At 71.3% G+C, this 20,537-nt stretch carries 21 protein-coding genes; 8 read left to right on the forward strand and 13 right to left on the reverse strand.

Going from position 1 to position 20,537, the window contains the following annotated elements:
* The first annotated feature begins 35 nt into the window (after window positions 1-35).
* Window positions 36-2,444: an ATP-binding protein gene (locus N542_RS26240; RefSeq protein WP_051551253.1), complete on the forward strand. Its 2,409-nt coding sequence runs from the start codon at window positions 36-38 to the stop codon at window positions 2,442-2,444.
* Here N542_RS26240 and leuA read toward each other — a convergent pair.
* Both leuA and N542_RS28375 read right to left on the reverse strand, forming a co-directional pair.
* On the reverse strand, window positions 2,419-4,137 hold the full coding sequence (gene leuA, locus N542_RS0100590; RefSeq protein WP_028642275.1) for a 2-isopropylmalate synthase: 1,719 nt from the start codon (window positions 4,135-4,137) through the stop codon (window positions 2,419-2,421). The genes N542_RS26240 and leuA overlap by 26 nt on opposite strands.
* A 130-nt stretch (window positions 4,138-4,267) precedes the next feature.
* Window positions 4,268-4,861: a pentapeptide repeat-containing protein gene (locus N542_RS28375; RefSeq protein ID WP_155992801.1), complete on the reverse strand. Its 594-nt coding sequence runs from the start codon at window positions 4,859-4,861 to the stop codon at window positions 4,268-4,270.
* An 845-nt stretch (window positions 4,862-5,706) separates the two neighbouring features.
* On the opposite strand from N542_RS28375, the gene N542_RS22725 reads away from it, so the two are divergent.
* From N542_RS22725 to N542_RS0100615, 4 genes are read left to right on the forward strand one after another with little or no spacing between them, the layout of a single operon-like run.
* Window positions 5,707-6,045, forward strand: a complete 339-nt coding sequence (locus N542_RS22725) for a hypothetical protein (RefSeq protein ID WP_036505883.1) — start codon at window positions 5,707-5,709, stop codon at window positions 6,043-6,045.
* Window positions 6,046-6,051: 6 nt separating this feature from the next.
* Window positions 6,052-6,534, forward strand: coding sequence for a flavodoxin family protein (locus N542_RS0100605; protein ID WP_028642276.1), 483 nt, complete (start codon window positions 6,052-6,054; stop codon window positions 6,532-6,534).
* A 44-nt stretch (window positions 6,535-6,578) separates the two neighbouring features.
* On the forward strand, window positions 6,579-7,361 hold the full coding sequence (locus N542_RS0100610; RefSeq protein ID WP_028642277.1) for a septum formation family protein: 783 nt from the start codon (window positions 6,579-6,581) through the stop codon (window positions 7,359-7,361).
* Entirely contained in the window at window positions 7,358-8,206 is an 849-nt protein-coding gene (locus N542_RS0100615; RefSeq protein WP_028642278.1) for a septum formation family protein, read from the forward strand. Before N542_RS0100610 ends, N542_RS0100615 begins: the two co-directional genes overlap by 4 nt.
* A 1-nt stretch (window position 8,207) precedes the next feature.
* Here N542_RS0100615 and N542_RS0100620 read toward each other — a convergent pair whose 3' ends face one another.
* From N542_RS0100620 to N542_RS22730, 9 genes are all read right to left on the reverse strand, one after another.
* The gene (locus tag N542_RS0100620; protein WP_036505886.1) at window positions 8,208-8,591 is read right to left on the reverse strand and encodes a nuclear transport factor 2 family protein; all 384 of its coding nucleotides are present in this window, start codon (window positions 8,589-8,591) and stop codon (window positions 8,208-8,210) included.
* On the reverse strand, window positions 8,591-9,511 hold the full coding sequence (gene era, locus N542_RS0100625) for a GTPase Era (protein ID WP_028642280.1): 921 nt from the start codon (window positions 9,509-9,511) through the stop codon (window positions 8,591-8,593). The genes N542_RS0100620 and era overlap by 1 nt, the downstream gene beginning before the upstream one ends.
* Window positions 9,508-10,278, reverse strand: a complete 771-nt coding sequence (locus N542_RS0100630; protein ID WP_028642281.1) for a siderophore-interacting protein — start codon at window positions 10,276-10,278, stop codon at window positions 9,508-9,510. Before N542_RS0100630 ends, era begins: the two co-directional genes overlap by 4 nt.
* Before the next feature lie 22 nt (window positions 10,279-10,300).
* The gene (locus N542_RS0100635) at window positions 10,301-11,572 is read right to left on the reverse strand and encodes an SAM-dependent methyltransferase (protein WP_028642282.1); all 1,272 of its coding nucleotides are present in this window, start codon (window positions 11,570-11,572) and stop codon (window positions 10,301-10,303) included.
* Window positions 11,569-12,924 (reverse strand): FAD-binding oxidoreductase, encoded by a 1,356-nt coding sequence (locus N542_RS0100640; protein ID WP_231482346.1) that lies wholly within the window; start codon window positions 12,922-12,924, stop codon window positions 11,569-11,571. The genes N542_RS0100635 and N542_RS0100640 overlap by 4 nt, the downstream gene beginning before the upstream one ends.
* 180 nt (window positions 12,925-13,104) lie before the next feature.
* Window positions 13,105-13,458: a cytidine deaminase gene (locus N542_RS0100645; protein ID WP_028642284.1), complete on the reverse strand. Its 354-nt coding sequence runs from the start codon at window positions 13,456-13,458 to the stop codon at window positions 13,105-13,107.
* On the reverse strand, window positions 13,451-14,749 hold the full coding sequence (locus tag N542_RS0100650; RefSeq protein WP_028642285.1) for a hemolysin family protein: 1,299 nt from the start codon (window positions 14,747-14,749) through the stop codon (window positions 13,451-13,453). Before N542_RS0100650 ends, N542_RS0100645 begins: the two co-directional genes overlap by 8 nt.
* Before the next feature lie 10 nt (window positions 14,750-14,759).
* Window positions 14,760-15,209 carry an rRNA maturation RNase YbeY gene (gene ybeY / locus N542_RS0100655; protein ID WP_028642286.1) on the reverse strand — a complete coding sequence of 150 codons (450 nt, stop codon included), beginning with the start codon at window positions 15,207-15,209 and terminating at the stop codon, window positions 14,760-14,762.
* A complete protein-coding gene (locus tag N542_RS22730) occupies window positions 15,206-16,210 on the reverse strand; it encodes a PhoH family protein (protein WP_036505890.1) in 1,005 nt (334 codons plus the stop codon). Before N542_RS22730 ends, ybeY begins: the two co-directional genes overlap by 4 nt.
* 99 nt (window positions 16,211-16,309) lie before the next feature.
* On the opposite strand from N542_RS22730, the gene N542_RS22735 reads away from it, so the two are divergent.
* Complete coding sequence (locus N542_RS22735; protein ID WP_036505892.1) at window positions 16,310-16,582, forward strand: hypothetical protein; 273 nt, start codon at window positions 16,310-16,312, stop codon at window positions 16,580-16,582.
* A 9-nt stretch (window positions 16,583-16,591) separates the two neighbouring features.
* On the opposite strand, the gene N542_RS22740 is transcribed toward N542_RS22735, so the two are convergent.
* Both N542_RS22740 and N542_RS0100675 read right to left on the reverse strand, forming a co-directional pair.
* Window positions 16,592-17,803, reverse strand: coding sequence for a hypothetical protein (locus N542_RS22740; RefSeq protein WP_036505894.1), 1,212 nt, complete (start codon window positions 17,801-17,803; stop codon window positions 16,592-16,594).
* The gene (locus N542_RS0100675; protein WP_028642287.1) at window positions 17,800-18,135 is read right to left on the reverse strand and encodes an HIT domain-containing protein; all 336 of its coding nucleotides are present in this window, start codon (window positions 18,133-18,135) and stop codon (window positions 17,800-17,802) included. The genes N542_RS22740 and N542_RS0100675 overlap by 4 nt, the downstream gene beginning before the upstream one ends.
* 193 nt (window positions 18,136-18,328) lie before the next feature.
* On the opposite strand from N542_RS0100675, the gene N542_RS0100685 reads away from it, so the two are divergent.
* Complete coding sequence (locus tag N542_RS0100685) at window positions 18,329-19,234, forward strand: Gmad2 immunoglobulin-like domain-containing protein (RefSeq protein WP_036505896.1); 906 nt, start codon at window positions 18,329-18,331, stop codon at window positions 19,232-19,234.
* Window positions 19,231-20,256 carry a winged helix DNA-binding domain-containing protein gene (locus tag N542_RS0100690; protein WP_028642289.1) on the forward strand — a complete coding sequence of 342 codons (1,026 nt, stop codon included), beginning with the start codon at window positions 19,231-19,233 and terminating at the stop codon, window positions 20,254-20,256. The genes N542_RS0100685 and N542_RS0100690 overlap by 4 nt, the downstream gene beginning before the upstream one ends.
* Window positions 20,257-20,537: the final 281 nt, after the last annotated feature.

A 20,537-nucleotide genomic window follows, 5' to 3' on the forward strand; every position in this document is an offset into this window, starting at 1 on the left:
ACCAGCCTAGGCGACCCAGGTGCGACACTGCCGCCATGTGGAAGTTGGGCCGGGGCCGGCTGGCGGTCTCCGAGGCGGTGCTGATCCTCGGCGTGGTCTTCGGCGCCGGCGTGCTCGCCATCGTCTCCGAGCCCGACGGCTCCCCCGTCGCGATCTGGTGGCCGGCGGCCGGCATCTCCGTGGCCCTGCTGGCGCTCACCCCGCACCGCTGGTGGTGGTGGCTGGTGCCGGCCCTCGTCGTGGTCACCGGGGCCGCCAACCTCGTCGAGGACCGTCCCCTGGACCTGTGCGTGTGGCTGGCGGTGGCCAACACCTCCGAGGCGGTGGTGGCCGCCGCCTTCCTGCGCTGGCGCCGCGACGAGCTGCCCGAGCTCGCGAGCCTGGACGTCTTCGTGCGACTGGTCATCGGCGCGGTCCTGGGCGGCCTCACGATGGCGGTCCTCGCCGCCGCCGGCATCCTCGTCCTGACCGACGGCTCGGTGCCGGAGGCGTTCCGCTCCCTGACCCTGTCCCACGCCGCCTCGACGCTGGTGGTGCTGCCGATCGTGATGGCGCCGCCGCTCCGGCGGCGTCGACGCGTGCTGTGGCAGCGAGCCGAGCTCCCGGTCCAGCTGGTCGCCCTGACCGTGGTCACCACCTTCGTCTTCGTCTCGGGACAGACCCGGTCGCTGGAGTTCCTGCCGCTGCCGCTGCTGATCTGGGCCGCCCTCCGCTTCGACGTCGCCATCGTCGCGTGGGAGCTCGCCGGCGTCTCGATCATCGTCATCGTGGCCAGCTCCCAGGGCCAGGGGCCCTTCGGGTTCGACTTCGAGCGCGGCCAGGTCAGCGCGCTCGGGCTCGGCGCCGTGCTCCAGGCCTTCGTGGTGGTCTGCGCCCTGATGACGCTGCCCCTCGCGATCGGCGTGGAGCAGAACCGCCGACTGCTCGGCCGCCTCGGTGACAGCGAGAAGCTCACCAGCGCAACCCTCGACACCACCGCCGCGCTGATCCTGGTGACCGACCTGCGCGGGCAGGTGGTCCGGGTCAACGGCGCGACCACGACGCTCACCGGCTTCCCCGAGTCGGACCTGCTGGGCCACGACATCTGGGACATGCCGTTCGCGCCGGCCGGCTCGACCGGCTACCCGGCCGGGTTGCCGACGGATCCGCACGCCCAGGCCAGCCGGGAGACGAACCTGGCGACCCGCACCGGCGAGCGGCGCCGGGTCCTGTGGAACACCAGCTACGTGCTCGACGACCAGGAGCGTCCGGCGTACGTCGTCCTCACCGGCACCGACCTCACCGCGGAGCGCACGGCCGCTGGGCTCACCCGCCACCTCCTGGAGTCGGCCGTCACCACGGCGATGATCGGCATCGACCCGCAGGGTCGGATCACGGTCTTCAACGCGGGGGCGGTGAACCTCCTGGGCTACGACGGCCAGGACATCGTCGGCACCGCGTTCGTGGACCTCCTCGATCCCGCGCAGGTGGCGCAGCGCTGCGGCGGTCTGACCGGCGAGGACGCCTTCCCGCGCCTCGTCACGGCCACCAGCGCCGCGGGGGCGACGCCGCTGCGCGACTGGGTGTGGATCGGCAGCGACGGCCGCCGCCACACCGTCTCGATGACGCTCAGCGTCGCCGCCGACACCTTCGCGGCGGAGATCGGCTACCTGTGCGTCGGCCGCGACGTCACGGAGGCCCGGGCCAGCCAGGAGATGCTGATCGCGGCCCTGGAGAAGGAGCGGCTCGCGGTCCAGCGGATGAAGGAGCTGGACGAGGCGAAGAACGAGTTCGTCTCCACGGTCAGCCACGAGCTGCGGACGCCGGTGACCAGCATCGTCGGCTACACCGAGATGCTCGAGGACGGCACCCTGGTGGACCCGTCCCCCGAGCAGGTGCCGCTGCTGGCGAGCATCGCGCGCAACGGCCAGCGCCTGATCCTGCTGTGCGACGACCTGTTGACGCTCAGCGGCATGGACTCCGGCGCCACCCGCTGGGAGCGGAACGCCGTCGACCTCTCCGCCATCGTCACCGGCGCCGACGACGCTCTGCGGGCCCAGCTTGCCGGTCGTGACCTCGACGTCGTGGTGATGTCGTCGGACTCGCCCATCCCGGTGCTCGGCGACCGGCGGCAGCTCGAGCGTGCGCTGATGAACCTGTTGAGCAACGCGATCAAGTTCACCGAGGACGGCGGGCGGATCGAGGTGTCGGCGAAGGTCCACGACGGCGAGGCGTGGCTGAGCGTCGCCGACACCGGGATCGGCGTACCCGTCGAGGAGCAGGCGCGGCTGTTCGAGCGGTTCTTCCGCTCGACCTCGGCCCAGCAGCGGGCGATCCAGGGCACCGGCCTGGGGTTGTCGATCGTCGCGGCGATCGTGGCCACCCACGGTGGGCAGATCGACGTGCGATCCGCCCACCTGGAGGGCACCACGGTGACGATCAGGTTGCCGCTGGCGCGCGGTTGACCGCGCTGATGACCGCCTTGAGCGAGGCGGTCACGATGTTGGCGTCCACGCCGACACCCCAGTAGACCTGATCGCCGACCAGGCACTCGACGTACGCCGCCGCGAGTGCGTCGCCACCGGAGGAGAGAGCGTGCTCGGCGTAGTCGAGCACGCGGACGTCCCACCCGTGGGGCAGCTCGTTGATGGCGCTGACGAACGCCGCGATCGGCCCGTTGCCCTCGCCGTGCAGCGACTGGATCGTGCCGTCGACGTACACGTTGACGTCGAGGGCGTCCTTCTCGCCGGCGGCCGAGGAGGTGTGCACGGAGTTCAGCTTGAGCGGCGTCTCGCGGTCGAGGTACTCGGCGCGGAACATCGCCCAGATGTCGTCGGGCAGGATCTCGCCGCCCTCGGCATCGGTGCGCTGCTGGACCACCCGGCTGAACTCGATCTGCGCGCGTCGCGGCAGGTCGAGCTTGTGCTCGGCCTTGAGGACGTAGGCGACACCGCCCTTGCCGGACTGGCTGTTGACCCGGATCACGGCCTCGTAGGTGCGACCGACGTCCTGGGGGTCGATCGGGAGGTACGGCACCGCCCACTCGTGCTGCGAGACCGGTACGCCGGCGGCTGCGGCGTCGCGCTCCAGGGCCTCGAAGCCCTTCTTGATCGCGTCCTGGTGGGAGCCGGAGAACGCCGTGTAGACCAGGTCGCCGCCGTACGGGTGGCGCTCGGCGACCGGCAGCTGGTTGCAGTACTCGACCGTGCGGCGGATCTCGTCGATGTTCGAGAAGTCGATCTCGGGGTCGACGCCCTGGGTGAAGAGGTTGAGGCCGAGCGTGACCAGGCAGACGTTGCCGGTGCGCTCGCCGTTGCCGAAGAGGCAGCCCTCGATGCGGTCGGCGCCCGCGAGGTAGCCGAGCTCAGCCGCGGCGACCGCCGTACCGCGGTCGTTGTGGGGGTGCAGGGAGAGCACGACGTGGTCACGGTGGTTGAGGTTGCGGCTCATCCACTCGATCGAGTCGGCGTACACGTTGGGCGTGGCCATCTCGACGGTCGCGGGCAGGTTGATGATGACCGGCTTGTCGGCGGTCGGCTCGAAGACCTCCAGCACGGAGTTGCAGACGCGGACGGCGAACTCGAGCTCGGTGCCGGTGTAGGACTCCGGGGAGTACTCGTAGAAGACCTCGGTCTCCGGGATCCGCTCCTCGAACTTGCGGCACAGCCGGGCGCCCTGGACGGCGATGTCCTCGATGCCGTCCATGTCGAGCCCGAAGACGACCCGGCGCTGGAGCGTGCTCGTCGAGTTGTAGAGGTGCACGATCGCCTGCTTGGCGCCGCGCAGCGACTCGTAGGTGCGCTCGATGAGCTCCTCGCGCGCCTGGGTCAGCACCTGGATGACGACGTCGTCGGGGATCAGGTCGTCCTCGATGAGCATCCGCACGAAGTCGAAGTCGGTCTGGCTCGCGCTCGGGAAGCCGACCTCGATCTCCTTGTAGCCCATGGCGACCAGGAGCTGGAACATCTTCTTCTTGCGGGCCGGCGACATCGGGTCGATCAGCGCCTGGTTGCCGTCGCGGAGGTCGACCGCGCACCAGCGCGGGGCCTGCGTGATCGTCGCGTCGGGCCAGGTGCGGTCCGCCAGGCTGATCGGGATGAACGGGACGTAGCGCTCGTACGGCATGCCGCTGGGCTGCTGCGGGTTGGTGCTGGTCATGGCTTCCTCGGTGGGTAGATCCGTGTCGGCCGGCGCACGCGCTCACTCCGCAGCGAGGGGGTCCGGCTCTGGCTCAGACCTCGCTGCGGCAGCGAAGGAGAAGCTGGCGCATCATCATGACGACGTCAGCCTAACCCACGCCCGGCCCTGGTGGCTGCGTTGTCCGGATCGGTAGGTTGACCCACATGGCCGACGTCGAAGAGCTCCAGCAGCGAGTCAACAACCACACCGACAAGCTCACCAGCGCGACCGCGGCCGTCGACGCCGCCCAGGCGCGCTTCGACGCCGCCGCCGCGGCGGCGGAGGAGGCGGACGCCGAGCGGACGCGGCTGAAGGCGGCCCGCAAGGTCGCGAAGCGCCGTGCCCACCGCATCGCGAAGGAGGCCAAGCGCGCCGCCAAGCGCGCCCGCGCCACCGCCGACGACCGCGACGACGCCGCCTTCGAGCTCGCCGAGGGCCTCGCGGCGTACGACAAGCGCCAGGCGAAGCTCGCGAAGACCAAGACCGCCCTCGCCGCCGCCCAGCCGCCCGCCCCCGTCGTCGTGCCTGCGCCGGCCAAGAAGGCCCCGGCCAAGAAGGCTGTGGTCGAGAAGGCTCCGGCCAAGAAGGCCCCGGTGAAGAAGGCCCCGGTCAAGAAGGCGCCGGTCAAGAAGGCGCCGGTGAAGAGGGCCCCGGTCAAGCGGGTCCCTGCGGCCAAGAAGTCGCCCGCCTGACGAACCACCACCGAGCCCCCGGTGGTCGAGCAGCGAGCGCCAGCGAGCGTCGTCGAGACCCCCGCACCCGACGTACTGCCCGGGCTGCGGGGGTTTCGAGACGGGCCTAGCGGCCCTCCTCAACCACCGATGGGCCGCCGCTCAACCACCGGTGGGCCGCGTTCTCCTCAACCACCGGAGCCCCCGGTGGTCGAGCAGCGAGCGCCAGCGAGCGTCGTCGAGACCCCCGCACTCGACGACGTACGCCGGCTGCGGGGTTTCGAGACGGGCCTAGCGGCCCTTCTCAACCACCGGTGGGCCGCGGCACCCTCAACCGCCGGAGCGCAACACGGTGGTTGAGGTGCGAAGCGCGCTAGCGCTGAGCCTCGAAACCACCCCACACCCGACGACGTACGTGGGCCGCCGGGGGTTTCGAGACGGGCCTAGCGGCCCTCCTCAACCACCGGTGGGCCACGTCCTTCTCAACCACCGGAGAGGCCGCGTCCTCCTCACCCACCGGAGCGCGCAACACGGTGGTTGAGGTGCGAAGGCCGCCAGGCCTGAGCCTCGAAACCACCCCCGCACCCGACGACGAACGTGGGCTACGGGGGTTTCGAGACGGGCCTAGCGGCCCTCCTCAACCAACGGAGCCCTCGGCGGTCGAGCAGCGAGCGCCAGCGAGCGTCGTCGAGACCCCCGTACCCAACGACGTACGTGCGCTGCGGGGGTTTCGAGACGGGCCTAGCGGCCCTCCTCAACCACCGGTGGGGCCGCGGCCCTCCTCAACCACCGGTGGGGCGGCGCCCTGCTCGACCACCGAGGTCGATCCCGGCGATCGACGGCGACCGGGCGGCGTACGACGACCTAGGCTGGCGGCATGCCCGACGAGTCCGCGCACCCGATCGCCTACACCGCGCTCCAGCCCGGGACGCCGGTGCAGACGAGCAGCGGCGAGCTCTTCGCCACGGTGAAGGCGGTGCTGGTCGACGAGAAGGTGTCGGTGTTCGACGGCATCGTCGTCGACACGGCCGAGGGGACCCGGTTCGTCGACGCCGACCAGATCGGCTCGATCTACGTGACCTACGTCTGCACGACGCTCACCGCCGAGCAGGCGGCGGGCCTGCCGGAGCCGGACGGGTCGACCCTGGTGGACATCAAGCCGACGCGGTCGGTGGCCGAGCGGGTGGGCCGGATGTTCGGGCGGGGGCGGCGGTAGCGCCCGGTGGCTCGTCTCCTGGTCGTCCACCACTCCCCCACGCCCACGGCTCGGTCACTGACCGACGCGGTGCTCGCGGGCACCCGCGACGACGCGATCGAGGGCGTGGAGGTCGTCGTCCGGGAGGCGCTCGAGGCGACCGCTGAGGACGTGCTGGTGGCCGACGGCTACCTGCTCGGGACGACGGCGAACTTCGGCTACATGAGCGGAGCGCTCAAGCACTTCTTCGACACGATCTTCCTCGAGGCGGGCGGGTCGCTCTCCGAGGACGGGTCGGCCGGTTCGGCGAGCGGCGGCAAGCGGCCCTTCGGCCTGTGGGTGCACGGGCGGTACGACGCGACCGGTGCCGTGCGCTCGGTCCTGGCGATCGTCGGAGCCCTGCCGTGGACGCAGGCGGCGGACGTGCTGAGCGTGATCGGCGACGTCGGCGCGGAGCAGCAGGAGGCGGCGTACGACCTCGGGGGGACGCTGGCGGCGCTGCTCAGCTGAGCGGGGGTACGATCGCGCGGTCCGGCAACACCGAGGGAGGCTCCGTGCATCGCGTGCGCTTGGCCGTCCTCGCGCTCGCGGCCATCGCGGTGCTGACCGGGTGCAGCGACGGCAACGCGGCGTCCGCGGCCGACAAGAAGGCGCCGGCGCTCGGCGCCTGTCGCGTCCTGTCCCCGGGAGACGTCGCCAAGCCGGCGAACTCCAGCCCCGTCGTCGGGTGCGCCAAGCCGCACACGGCCGAGACGTACGCCGTCGGCGACCTCCCCGGCGCCTACGACGACGTGGAGTACGACGACCAGGAGCTCGGCGCCTGGGCCTACCGCACCTGCTCGCAGGGCTTCAAGAAGTTCCTCGGCGCCGACGACAGCCTCGTGATGCGCACCGTCGTCAGCTGGGCGTGGTTCCGGCCGTCGGAGGAGGCCTGGGACGACGGCGCCCGGTGGTACCGCTGTGACGTCGTCGGGGGCGGCGAGCAGAGCCGGAAGTACGTCCGCCTCCCGGCGAGCTCGAAGGGCCTGCTCCTCGGACGACCCAAGGACAGCTGGTTGGTCTGCGCGGAGGGCGACACCGTCTCGGGCTCGGTCAAGGTCCCCTGCACCGACTCCCACAACTGGCGCGCGGTCACGACGATCGCCCTCGGCGACGCGAAGACGAAGTACCCCGGCGACCGCCTGGCCGAGGTGAAGACCCGGGACTTCTGCTCGAAGTCGGTCGGCGCCTGGCTCAACTACCCGGTCGACTACGACTTCGGCTACACGTGGTTCCACGAGGCCGAGTGGAACGCGGGCAACCGACGCTCGGTCTGCTGGGCGAAGACGCCGGAGTGAGCCGTCGTACGGCCGCGTCCGTCCTGGCGACCGCGGCCCTCACCCTCCTGCTCGCCGGCTGCAGCGGCGGGAGCGACGACGCCGACGCGCCGGCCGGTACGCCGTCCGCGTCGCCGACCCCGACCCCGACGCCGTCCCCGGCGGCCGCGCTGCCGAAGCCACCGGGCGAGGGAGCCTGCTACCGGCTCGACTACGCCGAGGCAGTGGCGCCCACGGTCGAGGTGGCGCCGACGCCCTGCAAGCGCAAGCACACCTCGAAGACGTTCGCGGTCGGGGCCCTCGACGCCGTCGTCGACGGTCACCTGCTGGCCGTCGACTCCAAGCGGGTGCGCAACCAGGTGGCGCAGACGTGCCCGGCCCGCTTCGCCGAGCACGTCGGCGGCACCGAGGACGACCGGCGGCTCAGCATGCTGCGCTCCGTGTGGTTCACCCCGACCGTCGAGCAGTCCGACGCCGGCGAGTCGTGGTACCGCTGCGACGCGGTGGCGCTGGCGGGTGACGAGCGGCTGGCGCCGCTCGCCGGCCCCCTCAAGGACGTGCTCGACGACCCGGACGGCCGCGACCGGTACGCCATGTGCGGCACGGCCGAACCCGGCACGTCCGGCTTCGAGCGAGTGATCTGCTCGGCCGACCACAGCTGGCGAGCCGTGGCGACCGTGCCCTTCGACGCCGGCAGGTATCCCGGCGTCGGGTCCGTCCGCACGGCCGGTGACGGGCCGTGCAAGAGCGCCGGCGCCGACGCGGCCGACGGCGCGCTCGACTACCGCTGGGGCTACGAGTGGCCGACCGCCGCGCAGTGGCGCGCCGGGCAGACCTACGGGTTGTGCTGGGTCCCGGACCGGTAGGTCAGCGGGTCAGCTCGGCCGCCATCAGCTCGACCAGCTTCTGCAGGCCCTTGAAGGGGCGCACCATCACGGTGAAGTCGGTCAGCCGGCCGTCGGCGTCCCAGGTCATCATGTCGACGCCGTGCACGGTCAGCCCGTCGAGCTCGGCGGTGAACTCCAGCACGGCCGAGTCCTCGGCGTACCACTCCCGGACGTAGCCGAGCGTCGGGCCGAGCACCACGACGGCGGCCGAGAGGTACGCCGTCGTCAGCGCCTTGCCCACCTGCGGGGTGTGCACCGCCGGCGAGCGGAAGACCACGTCGTCGGCCAGCAGCTCGGCCAGTCCCGACGGGTCCCGCGACGCGGCGATGGCGTGCCACGCGGCGACCGGAGCCGGGCGGGTCATCAGAAGCCCAGCTTGCGGAGCTGCTTGGGGTCGCGCTGCCAGTCCTTGGCCACCTTGACGTGCAGGTCGAGGTAGACCGGAGTGCCGAGCAGCGCCTCGATCTGCTTGCGCGAGGTCGTGCCGATCGCCCGGAGGCGGGTGCCCTTGGGACCGATCAGGATGCCCTTCTGGGAGTCGCGCTCGACGTACAGGTTGGCGTAGATGTCGAGCAACGGCTTGTCCTCGGGGCGGTCCGCGCGCAGCTGCATCTCCTCGACCACGACCGCGACCGAGTGCGGGAGCTCGTCGCGCAGGCCGTCGAGCGCGGCCTCCCGGATCAGCTCCGCCGCCAGGATCTCCTCGGGCGCATCGCTCAGGTCGCCGTCGGGGTAGAGCTGCGGACCGGGCGGCAGCAGGCCCACGAGAAGGTCCTGGAGCAGCGCCACCTGGTCGCCGGACCGCGCCGACACGGGCACGATCTCGGCCCAGTCGGTGCCGGTCTCCTCACCGAGGCGCTGGATCGCGAGCAGGTGCTCGCCGAGCTGCTCGGAGGTCACCAGGTCGGTCTTGGTGGCGATCGCGACCTTCGTGGTGCGCTTGACCTTGCCCATCTCGTTGACGATGAACCGGTCACCGGGGCCCGGCTTCTCGTTGGCCGGCAGGCAGACCGCCACCACGTCGACCTCGGCGAGGGTCGTCTTCACCAGGTCGTTGAGGCGCTCCCCGAGCAGCGTGCGCGGCCGGTGCAGGCCGGGGGTGTCGACCAGGATCAGCTGGGCGTCCTCCCGATGCACGATGCCGCGGACGACGGTGCGAGTGGTCTGCGGCTTGTCGGAGGTGATCACCACCTTGGTGCCCACCAGCGCGTTGGTGAGGGTCGACTTGCCGGCGTTCGGGCGGCCGACGAAGGACACGAACCCGCTCTTGTGCTCGTCGCTCATCGTTCCCTCGCGTCGTCGTAGTCGGCCCAGATCTGGTCATCGGTCTTGCCCGCCGCCTTGCCCGCGCGCCAGACCGGTCCGGGGTCGACCGCCCGGGGCTGGCGCTGGGCCACCCCGCGCCAGTAGCCCATCACGTCGTACGCCGTGCTCGGCAGCTTGCGGTCGCGCATCAGGTGCTTGCGGATCGCCCGCATCTGCGCCGACTCCCCCGCCATCCAGAAGTAGCCGTCGCCCGCCGGCCAGTCGATCGACTCGACCGCCTCGGCCAGCCTGCTCTGCCCGTCCCACGGCGGGGTCAGCCAGGTGACGTCGGCGCCGGAGGGGAGGTACGCCGAGAGGTCGTCGGGGACCTCCGCCCAGATCCGCGTGGGGACCGCGGCCGACTCCGCGATCCGCGCCATCGCCGGCAGGGCGGTGAGGTCGCCGACCAGGATCAGCCAGCCTGCGTCGGCCGGCATCGCGAACGAGCCCTTCGGCTCGGTGATCGTCACCGTGTCTCCGACGACGTCGCGAGCCGCCCACTCGGTCACCAGGCCGACGTCGTGCACGACGACGTCCAGCGTCAGCTCCGAGCCGGTCCAGCCGCGCACCGTGTAGTAGCGGCTCTGGAACTGGCTCGGGACCACCAGGCCGACCCACTCGTCGGGCACGCCGGTGCTCACGAACCCGGACAGCCCCGGGCCGCCGAGCACCAGGCGCACCAGGTGGTCCGAGAGCTGCTCGCGCCGGAGCACCTGCGCGTCGTACTGCTGGGCCCGGGTGCTCACCGGGCCACGCTATCGCCCGGCCTCAGAACGTGTGACGCAGCGGGTAGCCGCTCGCCCCGGTCGCGTCGGTCTTGGTGGCGAGCACGTGGTGCAGCTGGATCTCGTTGCGCTCGAAGGCGAGCCGCGATCCGGCCATGTAGAGGCCCCAGACCCGGGCGGTGCCTTCGCCGACCTCGGCGACGCAGGCGTCCCAGTTGTCGACGAGGTTCTGGCACCACGCGGCGAGGGTCTTGGCGTAGTGCACCCGGATGTTCTCGGTGTGCTGCACCTCGAGACCGGCGTCCTGGACCGCGGTGACGATCGTGCCGGAGCCGATCAGCTCGCCGTCGGGGAAGACGTAGCGGTCGATGAACGCGCCGGTGTCGGTCGGCCGGTTGTCGTGCCGGGTGATGCAGTGGTTGAGCAGGCGGCCCTGCGGCTTGAGGTGGTCCTCGATGAAGCCGAAGTACGACGGGTAGTTCTTCACGCCGATGTGCTCGGTCAGGCCGATAGAGGAGATCGCGTCGAAGCCGGTCTCCTCCACGCGCCGGTAGTCCATGAACCGGACCTCGGCGAGGTGGTCGAGCCGCTCCTCCTTGATCGCCTGCTGCGCCCACGACGCCTGCTCCCGCGACAGGGTGACGCCGATGGCGCGTACGCCGTACTCGCGTGCGGCGTGCCGGACCATCCCGCCCCAGCCGCAGCCGAGGTCGAGCAGCCGCTGGCCGGGTCGCAGGTCGAGCTTGCGCGCGACCAGGTCGTACTTGGCCGTCTGCGCCTCCTCGAGCGTCGCGTCGTCGGTCGGGTAGAGCGCGCAGGTGTAGGTCATCGACGGCCCGAGCACGTACTCGTAGAACGTGTTGGAGACGTCGTAGTGGTGGTGGATGACGTCGGCGTCGCGCTGCAGCGAGTGCCGGACTCCCTCGACGGCGCGGCGCCAGCGCGGCAGGTGCTCCTGCGGCGGGGGCGGCGGCGGCTTGAGGTTGGCGATGCCGAGCCCGCGCACGATGGCGACCAGCTCGGCCGGCGCCGGGCGGCGGAACTTGGTGTGGTTCTGCAGCAGCGTCATCAGCGGGTAGGGATCGCCCGGGTGCACGCCGTTGATGTCCAGGTCACCGGAAACGTAGGCACGGGCGAGCCCGAGGTCCCCCGGTGCCGTCATGATGTAGGACAGGCCGCGCTGGGTCAGCAGGTCCAGCTCGATCTCGGCGTCCGGCGGCCCGGCCGAGCTGCCGTCGTACGCCTTGAAGCGCACCGGCATCCCATCACGCATGAGTGCACCAACGGCCTCGCCGATCGTGTACGTCTTGGTCATCGTCTCTTCACCGCCTTGTCGTACAGGGTGGTCAGTCGGTCGTGCGGGTCGTAGCGACCCTTCACGGCGGCCAGGTTGGCTCCGCCGTACAGCTGGTCGAACGTCTCGCGGTCGTAGAAGGCCTCGCTGTAGAGCGACTTGTGGCCGTCGAGCTCGAGGACCTTCGTCTCGATCGCGCGGTTGCGGGGTCCGTTCGGGGCGTCCGGCCCGACGTGCACGGTGCCCCAGAAGCCGGCGTTGATGTAGACCTGGCCCGGCTCCAGCGGGTAGGAGGCCCACTCCCGCTTCGAGACCAGCGGGCAGAGCCACACCGGGCGCATCCCGACCGCGTCGTCGAACCACTCCAGGAACGCCGCCAGGTTGGCGACCGGCACCTCGATGTCCTGGATCACCCGCTCCCGCAGCGGACGCCCCGCGCGGCGGTCGAGCCGGTCGGCGATCGAGAAGCGGCGGTCCAGGCCGAGCAGCCTCTGGTAGACGTCCGAGCGCCGCCAGCGGCGTGGCCAGAGCCTGCGGATCCGGGGGTTCTGGGCGCCGAACGCGCCCGAGCACCAGAACCAGTCAGTGTCCCAGCGCCAGAGGTAGTCGTACGTCGTCAGCAGGTCGGTCTCACGCTGCTGGATGCTCCGGTAGTAGACGTCCTGACCGGCGTAGTCGCTGGTCGGGCCGCCCTGCTCACTCCAGGTCGCGAGCGTCAGGTAGTACTCCCCCGGCTCGAACGCGACGCCGTCGAGCCCGTCGACCCGGACCCCGTCGTACGACGCGGTCTCGGTGATCTCGGTGATGGTCTTGGCCAGCAGCCCGGCGTCGTCGAAGCGCACGTGCCGCAGGGCGACGTGGCCGGGCACCGCCTCGAGCTCGATCCGCAGGCGGGTGGCGTAGCCGAGCGAGCCGTAGGAGTTGGGGAAGGCGTCGAAGAGGTCGTCGCCCGGCCGGCAGGTGACGACCCCGCCGGCACCGGTGAAGACGTCCATCTCGAGCACCGACTCGTGCGGCAGCCCGTTGCGGAAGCTCGTCGACTCGATGCCGAGACCGGTGACCGCACCGCCCAGCGTGATGGTGCGCAGCTGCGGCACGACGTACGGGATCAGGCCGTGCGGCAGCGTCGCGTCGACGAGGTCCTCGTAGGTGCACATGCCCTGCACGTCGGCGGTCCTCGCGTCGACGTCGATGGCGATCACGCCGTCCAGTCCGGAGACGTCGAGACCGGGTGCCGTCGTGGCGGCGCGGGGCCGGAAGAGGTTCGAGGTCCTCTTCGCCAACCGCACCGGAGCCCCGGCGGGGATCGCGGCGTACGACGTGCTCAGTCGCTCCACCGCCACGTCGTGTGCCGACCAACCGCGCAAACTCACGGCGCAGAGGCTACTCCTGTCGGGTGTCGGATGTGTTTCCGACCCGGCATACACGGAGAGTGTCTCCGGAATCACACTCCTCCGGAGCCGTCAGCGCGCACGCGGTAGGTCTCCACGGTGACGTCGCGTACGTCGCGCCGGCGCGGACCAGACCGCGGCCCCGGTCGCCGGGGCTTTCGCTCAGGTCGTCAGCGTCTCGACGATCGCGCCCTTCACGTCGCCGCGGTGCACCACGACGCCGCTGCCACCGAGGTCACCGACGGCGGCCAGGTCGGCGTCGGCCACCGTGTCCGCCGCGGTGAGGACGACCGCGGCCTCCAGGCCCCGCGACCCGGACGCGACGGCCATCGCGACGCAGACCCCGATCGCCGAGACCCGCAGCGACGGCAGGTCGACGGTGGCGGCGGCGTACGTGCGGCCGTCGGAGTCGCGTACGGCGGCCCCCTCGGCGGCGCCGGTGCGGGCGCGGGTCGCGCGGGCCAGGGTGACCAGCTTCTTGTCCTCGGCGGACAGCGGGGTGGCAAAATCAGTCATCGCTGTCGTCGTCCTCGTCGTCGGTGGCGACCCGCGCGATCAGCACGGTGCCGATGCGGTTGCGGCGGCCGGTCGCCGCCTCGGCCTCGAAGCGCAGCGCGTGCGCCTCCACGACCGAGCCGGGGATCGGGACCCGGCCCAGGTGCTTGGCCATCAGGCCGCCGACGCTGTCGACGTCCTCCTCCTCGACGTCGAAGCCGAAGAGCTCGTCGAGGTCGTCGATCGGGTAGCGCGACGACACCCGCACGACGCCGTCCTCGAGCGTCTCCACCTCGATCTCCTCGGCGTCGTACTCGTCGGTGATCTCACCCACGATCTCCTCGAGGATGTCCTCGATCGTGACCAGGCCGGCGGTGCCGCCGTACTCGTCGACGACGACCGCGATGTGCTGGCGGTTGGCCTGCATCTCCGAGAGCAGCGCGTCGACCGGCTTGGAGTCGGGCACGAAGTGGGTCGGGCGCATCACCTCGTCGATGCGCTGGGTGAACTCCACGTCGGGCGCCTCGAAGTCGCGGCGCACGATGTCCTTGAGGTAGGCGATGCCCACGACGTCGTCGAGGTTCTCGCCGATGACCGGCACGCGGGAGAAGCCGCTGCGCAGGAAGAGCGACAGCGTCTGGCGCAGGTTCTTGTGCCGCTCGACGTAGACCACGTCGTTGCGCGGCACCATCACCTCCCGGGCGATCGTGTCTCCGAGCTCGAGCACGTCGTGGATCATCTTGCGCTCGCCGGACTCGATCAGCGACGACGCCTCGGCCATGTCGACGAGCTCGCGCAGCTCGGTCTCCGTCGAGAACGGGCCCTCGCGGAAGCCCTTGCCGGGGGTGAGCGCGTTGCCGACCAGGATCAGCAGCTTGGGCAGCGGGCCGAGGATGGCCGTCACGACGTAGAGCGGTCCGGCCGAGACCAGCGCCACCCGCTCGGAGTGCTGACGACCGACCGTGCGCGGAGCGACGCCGATCGCGACGAAGGACACGACCAGCATCACGAGGATCGTGGTGAGAACGGCGGGCCACCACGCGCCGTCGTACACCTGGTCGATCGTGAAGGCGACCAGCACGGTCGCGGAGATCTCGCAGAGCAGGCGCAGGAAGAGCGCGGTGTTGAGGTAGCGCGGCGGGTCCCCGAGCAGCGCCACCAGCCGGCGCGCACCGGGCCGGCTGTCGTCGAGGAGCTCCTCGGCGCGGGCGCGCGAGAAGCCGGCCAGCGCGGCGTCGGCCGCGGAGAAGAGTCCGGCGAGCACGACCAGCACGGCTGCCCCGATCAGCAGCCAGACGTCGTGCCCGCTCACCGGGCCGACTTCACTGGGCTCGCCAGGACGCGAGGAGCTCGTCCTGGAGACCGAACATCTCCTTGTGCTCCTCCGGCTCGGCGTGGTCGTAGCCGAGCAGGTGCAGGATGCCGTGCACGGTCAGCAGCTCGATCTCCGCCTCCGCGCCGTGGCCGGCCGTCTCGCCCTGCCTGGCGGCAATGTCGGGGCACAGCACGAGGTCGCCGAGGACGCCCTCCTCGAGCTCCTCGTTGACGAGGCCGGGACGCAGCTCGTCCATCGGGAAGGCCAGCACGTCGGTCGGCCCCTCCTTGCCCATCCACTGCTCGTTGAGCCCGGCGATGGTCGCCTCGTCGACGGCCTTGATGCACAGCTCGGCCAGCGGGTGCACGCGCATCTGGTCCATGACATGGCGGCTGAGTGCGGCCAGCCGGTTGACGTCGAGCTCGCGACCGGACTCGTTGAGGACCTCGATGCTCAACTGCGGGCTTCCGTCCGGCCGGCCTGCAGCCGCTCGACCCGGGCATCGTGCTCGTCGTACGCCGAGACGATCTTGCCGACCAGCTTGTGGCGTACGACGTCGTGGGCGGTGAGCCGGTTGAAGGAGATGTCCTCGACCTCGTCGAGGATCTCCTCGACGGCGCGCAGGCCGGACTTCTGCCCGTTCGGCAGGTCGGTCTGGGTGACGTCGCCGGTGACCACGATCTTGGAGCCGAAGCCCAGTCGGGTCAGGAACATCTTCATCTGCTCCGGCGTGGTGTTCTGCGCCTCGTCGAGGATGATGAAGGAGTCGTTGAGCGACCGGCCGCGCAGGAACGCCAGGGGCGCGACCTCGATGGTGCCGGCCGCCATCAGCTTCGGGATCAGCTCGGGGTCGAGCATGTCGTGCAGCGCGTCGTACAGCGGCCGCAGGTAGGGGTCGATCTTCTCGGTCAGGGTGCCGGGCAGGAAGCCGAGCCGCTCGCCGGCCTCGACCGCGGGACGGCTGAGGATGATCCGGTTGACCTGCTTGCCCTGCAGCGCCTGGACCGCCTTCGCGACCGCGAGGTAGGTCTTGCCGGTGCCGGCGGGGCCGATGCCGAAGGTGATCGTGTGCTTGTCGATCGAGTCGACGTAGCGCTTCTGGTTGAGCGTCTTGGGGCGGATGGACCGGCCCCGGTTGCTCAGGATGTTGAGGCTGAGGACGTCGGCCGGTCGCTCGGTGGTCTCGGTGCGCAGCATCGTGTGCACCCGCTCGACGGTCTCGGAGGTGAGGCCCTGACCGGTGCGCAGGATGGTGACCAGCTCGTCGAGGAGCCGCTCGGCGAGGGCGACCTCGCCGGGCTCGCCCTTCATCGAGATGCGGTTGCCGCGCACGTGGATCTCGGCGTCGAAGGCGCCCTCGATGATCCCGAGGTACTCGTCGCCGGGCCCGAGCAGGCTGACCATGTTGATGCTGTTGGGGACGACGACCGTGTGCTTGGTCGTGGGTGTGTCAGTCATGAGGCCCGGACGGGCGCCCTTCTGGTCGGCGATGGAGGCACTTCCATGCTACGGGAGCGGCATGGCGCGGCCCAGCGAGTTGCGGCGTACGGTGGTGGCATGCCGGCCGAGAGCGAGCTCGACGACGCCTGGGACGACGAGCCCGACGCCGAGCACCCCGCTCCGCCGTACTGGTTCGCCGGGCAGTACCTGCCTCCCGACGCCCGGAGCATGGGACTGACCCACCAGGTGCCGGAGGGCGCGATCCTGGACTTCGCGGGTCGGCTGGACTCCACCAAGCCCGGGCACCGGATCGCCGCCTGGGCGCTGCTCGTGCTCTTCGGGCTGCCGGTGGTGCTGGCCGTGCTGCGGGTCTTCGTCTACGTCCTGTAGCGGTCGGGCCTAGGACCCGTCGTCGAAGGCGACCTGGAGCATGCCGAGGCACATCTCGTCGGTGGTGCCCTCGGCCCAGATGACGTACTTGTCCGGGATGCCCTCGAAGGACGGCAGGACGTCGCGCAGCCACTGCACGTGGTGACAGGTGATCTTGACGGTGTCGTACTGGTCGACGTGGACGGGCTTGATCGGCTTGGTGCCCTGGTCGTCGAAGTCCCAGATCGGGATGTCGAGGATCGTCCGGGCGTCCGGGGTGCCCGGGTTGACCTCGATCTTGAGCGAGCGCCCGAGCAGGTGCATGTGCCCGGCGACGCCGAGGATCGTCATCGGCTTGTTGATGTAGCGGGTGCACCTGCTGGTGTTGGACGCCTTGACCTCGGTGCCGCAGAGCAGGTGCAGCAGGCTGTTGGTGTTGCCGACGTTGCCGAAGCGCGACATCACGTCGGCGACCGCGGCGTCCCGGTCGCACAGCGGCGAGTCGCTGTGCTCGGGCCGGCACGGCATCTCCACGGGTGCCGGCATCAGGAAGGTGTGCAGCGGTGTGAGCTCGCGGCTGCCGGCCATCCAGCGCAGCTGGGTGCTGGAGACGTCGGGCGCCGCACCCTTGAGCAGGTTGTAGTGCACCTGCATCACGATGCGGGAGCCGGCGGCGAGGCGGACGCCGTACCCGTTGCGGACCTTGGTCTCGTTGCCGCCGGGGGCCCAGGCGGCGAGCCAGGGCGCGTCGTCGGTGTTGGAGAAGTCACCGGCCAGGCCGGTGCCGCCGAAGCAGGTCCAGCCCTCGCCCTTGGTCTGGTCGTCCTTCCGCTCGGCCTCCGCGGTCTGGTCCGGCGAGAGCCGGTAGAGGATCACGTGGTGCACGACGTCGGGGTTGCCCGGCAGCACGTTGCTGCCGGTCAGCCAGACGTCCCTGTCCAGGCCGGGGTCGAGCAGGAAGCATCGGTAGTCGTCGGTGCCCTTGCCGGTCGGCGCGGACGGCGTGTACGACGACGGCATGCTCAGCGTCATCCGGTGCTCGCCGGCGCGCAGCGGCATCAGCTTGCCCGGCTTGACCCGGGCCAGCTGGCTGGCCTGCACCGCGGGCGGGTCGGGTGGGTTGAGCAGCGTCGAGGGCGAGCCCGACCGCCGGTCGTCGTCCTCCTGGACGCAGCCGGCGAGAGGCAGAGCCACGAGCAGCACGGCCGTGGCGGCGAGGAGGCGCCGTACGGTGCCGGTCATCCGGGCGGCCAGCTCAGCGGGCGCCCGGCGAGCAGGTGCAGGTGGGTGTGGAAGACGGACTGTCCGGCGCCGGCACCGGTGTTGAAGACCAGCCGGTAGTCGTCGTACCCCTCGGCGGTGGCGACGGCCGCGGCCGTGGTCACCAGCTCGGCGGACGCGACGGGGTCGCCTGCGGCCAGCTCGGCGGCGTTGGCGTAGTGGTCCCTCGGCACGATCAGCACGTGCGTCGGCGCCTGCGCGACGAGGTCGCGGAACGCGACCGTGCGCTCGGTGGTGTGCACGATGTCGCCGGGGATCTCCCCCGCCACGATCTTGCAGAACAGACAGTCCACTGGTCCTCCTCCAGGTGAGAGTAAACCGAACTGGCCGCCGGAGCGTGGCATCACCGTGATCACCGCGACGACCGTGACCGGCCTGGCCGCCCGGGTCGAGGTCCTCGGGCTGCCGGCGACGACCACCCACCCATCGACCGACACGCGCTCGATCAGCGTCCGATAGCCGCCCGGAACCCCGAAAATGACCCTCATGTCCTCCCGCACCCGCCTCGCCACCCTCGCCTCGCTGTCCGCCCTCGCCCTCGCCGGGCTGAGCGGCTGCGGCGACGAGGCCAAGGACCCGGCCTCGGCCGACAGCACGCCCACGCAGGCGGCCGACCCGAGCGACGACGCGAGCGAGCCGACGGAGCCGACCTCCTCCGCGGCCGCGGAGACGACGACGGTGCCGGTCTACTTCGTCGGCGACACCCCCCAGGGCCAGCGGCTCTTCCGGGAGTTCCGCAAGGTCGAGGCGGACAACCCCGCCGACGAGGCGCTCGCGCTGATGACCGCGGGAGACGCCCTCGACCCCGACTACGACACGCTCTATCCCGACGGCGGCTCGTTCTCCAGCGTCGACGTGGGCGACAAGATGATCACCGTCGACATGTCCGACGACTCCTGGACGACCGCCCCCGACGGCATGTCCGAGGACGACGCCCGGCTCGCCGCGCAGCAGCTCGTCTACACAGTCCAGGGCGTGGCGCAGAAGCGGCTCCCGGTGTCGATCACCGTCGACGGAGCGCCCGCCGACCTCTTCGGCCTGGCCGGCCAGGTCACCAACGACCCGGAGATCGACGTACGCGCGCTCGTCAACGTCACCACGCCGGAGGAGGGTGCGAGCGTGCGCGGCACCTTCACCGCCACCGGGGTCTCGAGCTCCTTCGAGGCGACCACCCCGTGGGAGATCCGCGCGGGCGGTGCCGACGGCAAGGTGGTCACGAAGGGCTTCGCGACGGCCGAGGGCTGGATGGACAAGCTCTACCCGTGGGAGACCGAGGTCGACGTGTCCGGCCTGCCGGCCGGCGACTACACCTTCGTCGCCATGACCGACGACCCCTCCGGCGGCGAGGGCGGCGGCCCGACCGTCGACACGAAGAGCATCACCGTCAAGTGAGGCTGTCGCGGCAGCGGCTCAACCGCACGCTGCTGCGGCGTCAGCACCTGCTCGAGCGCACCGACGCGACGCCCGAGCAGATGTGCCGACACCTGGTCGGCCTGCAGGCGCAGGAGTCGCTGCCGCCGTACCTCTCGCTGCAGGCGCGGCTGAGGTCGTTCGACCCGTACGACCTGACCCGCGCCCTCGAGGCGCCCACGCTGGTGCGGCTGCTGACGCTGCGCGGCACCATCCACCTGCTGACGCCCGAGGACGCCCTGGCCCTGCGGCCGTGGACGCAGCCGGTGCTGGACAAGGTGCTGCGCCACCATGCCCCGGCCGACCCGGCGCGCGTCCGCACGGCCGTGGCGGACGTGCTGGCCGACGGGCCTGTCGGCCAGCGTGAGCTGTCGGCAGCGATCGGTGAGGCGCTGCCCGACCTGCCCAGCGGCGACCGTGCGGTCATCGCCCGCGGCCTGGTGCCGCTGGTGCAGCTGCCGCCGCGCGGGACGTGGAAGGGCCCCGGCGGCCTGGTCTACGAGCACGCCGAACGCTGGCTCGGCCGACCGCTCACGGAGCCCGACGTGGAGGACGTCGTACGCCGCTACCTGGCGGCGTACGGTCCCGCCTCCGCGGCCGACGTCACCACCTGGTCGGGCGTGACCCGGCTCGGTCCGGTGCTGGTCGCGATGGACCTGGAGCGGCACGAGGACGAGACCGGCAAGGTCCTGTACGACGTGCCGGGCGGCGCGCTCGAGGAGGAGGACGCCCCGGCCCCGGTCCGGCTCCTCGGCACCTACGACAACCTCTGGCTGTCGCACTCGGCTCGCGACCGGGTTACCGATCCGGCCAACCGGACCAAGTGGATGGGGCCGAACGGTGGCGTCGCGATGACGGTCTTCGTCGACGGCTGGCTCGAGGGTCTCTGGCGGGTGGTCGACGACCGGGTGGAGGTCATCGAGCTCTTCCGCGACCTCACCGTCCGTGAGCGGGCCGAGCTCGACGACGAGATCGCCCGGGTGGAGGGTCTGCTCGCTCGGTAGCCGTTCGTGTCGGGGGTGGGCTGGCGGTCGGTCGGTCGGCTTGCTTGGCTTGGCTGGCTGGCGGTGGGCTGTCCACCGAAACACCTGCTCACGACCGTGGATCTCCCACCGCCACCCCGGTCGGCCGCCCGCTAGCGGTGGGCTGTCCACCGAAACACCTGCTCAGGACCGTGGATCTCCCACCGCGACCCCGGCCGCCCGCTGGCGGTGGCCAATCCACCGACTCACGAGCTCAGGTCCGCGGATCTCCCACCGCCCACCGGCCGGCGGTGGGCTGTCCA

Source organism: Nocardioides sp. URHA0020 (assembly GCF_000620705.1).
In the GTDB taxonomy this organism is placed as follows: Bacteria; Actinomycetota; Actinomycetes; order Propionibacteriales; family Nocardioidaceae; genus Nocardioides.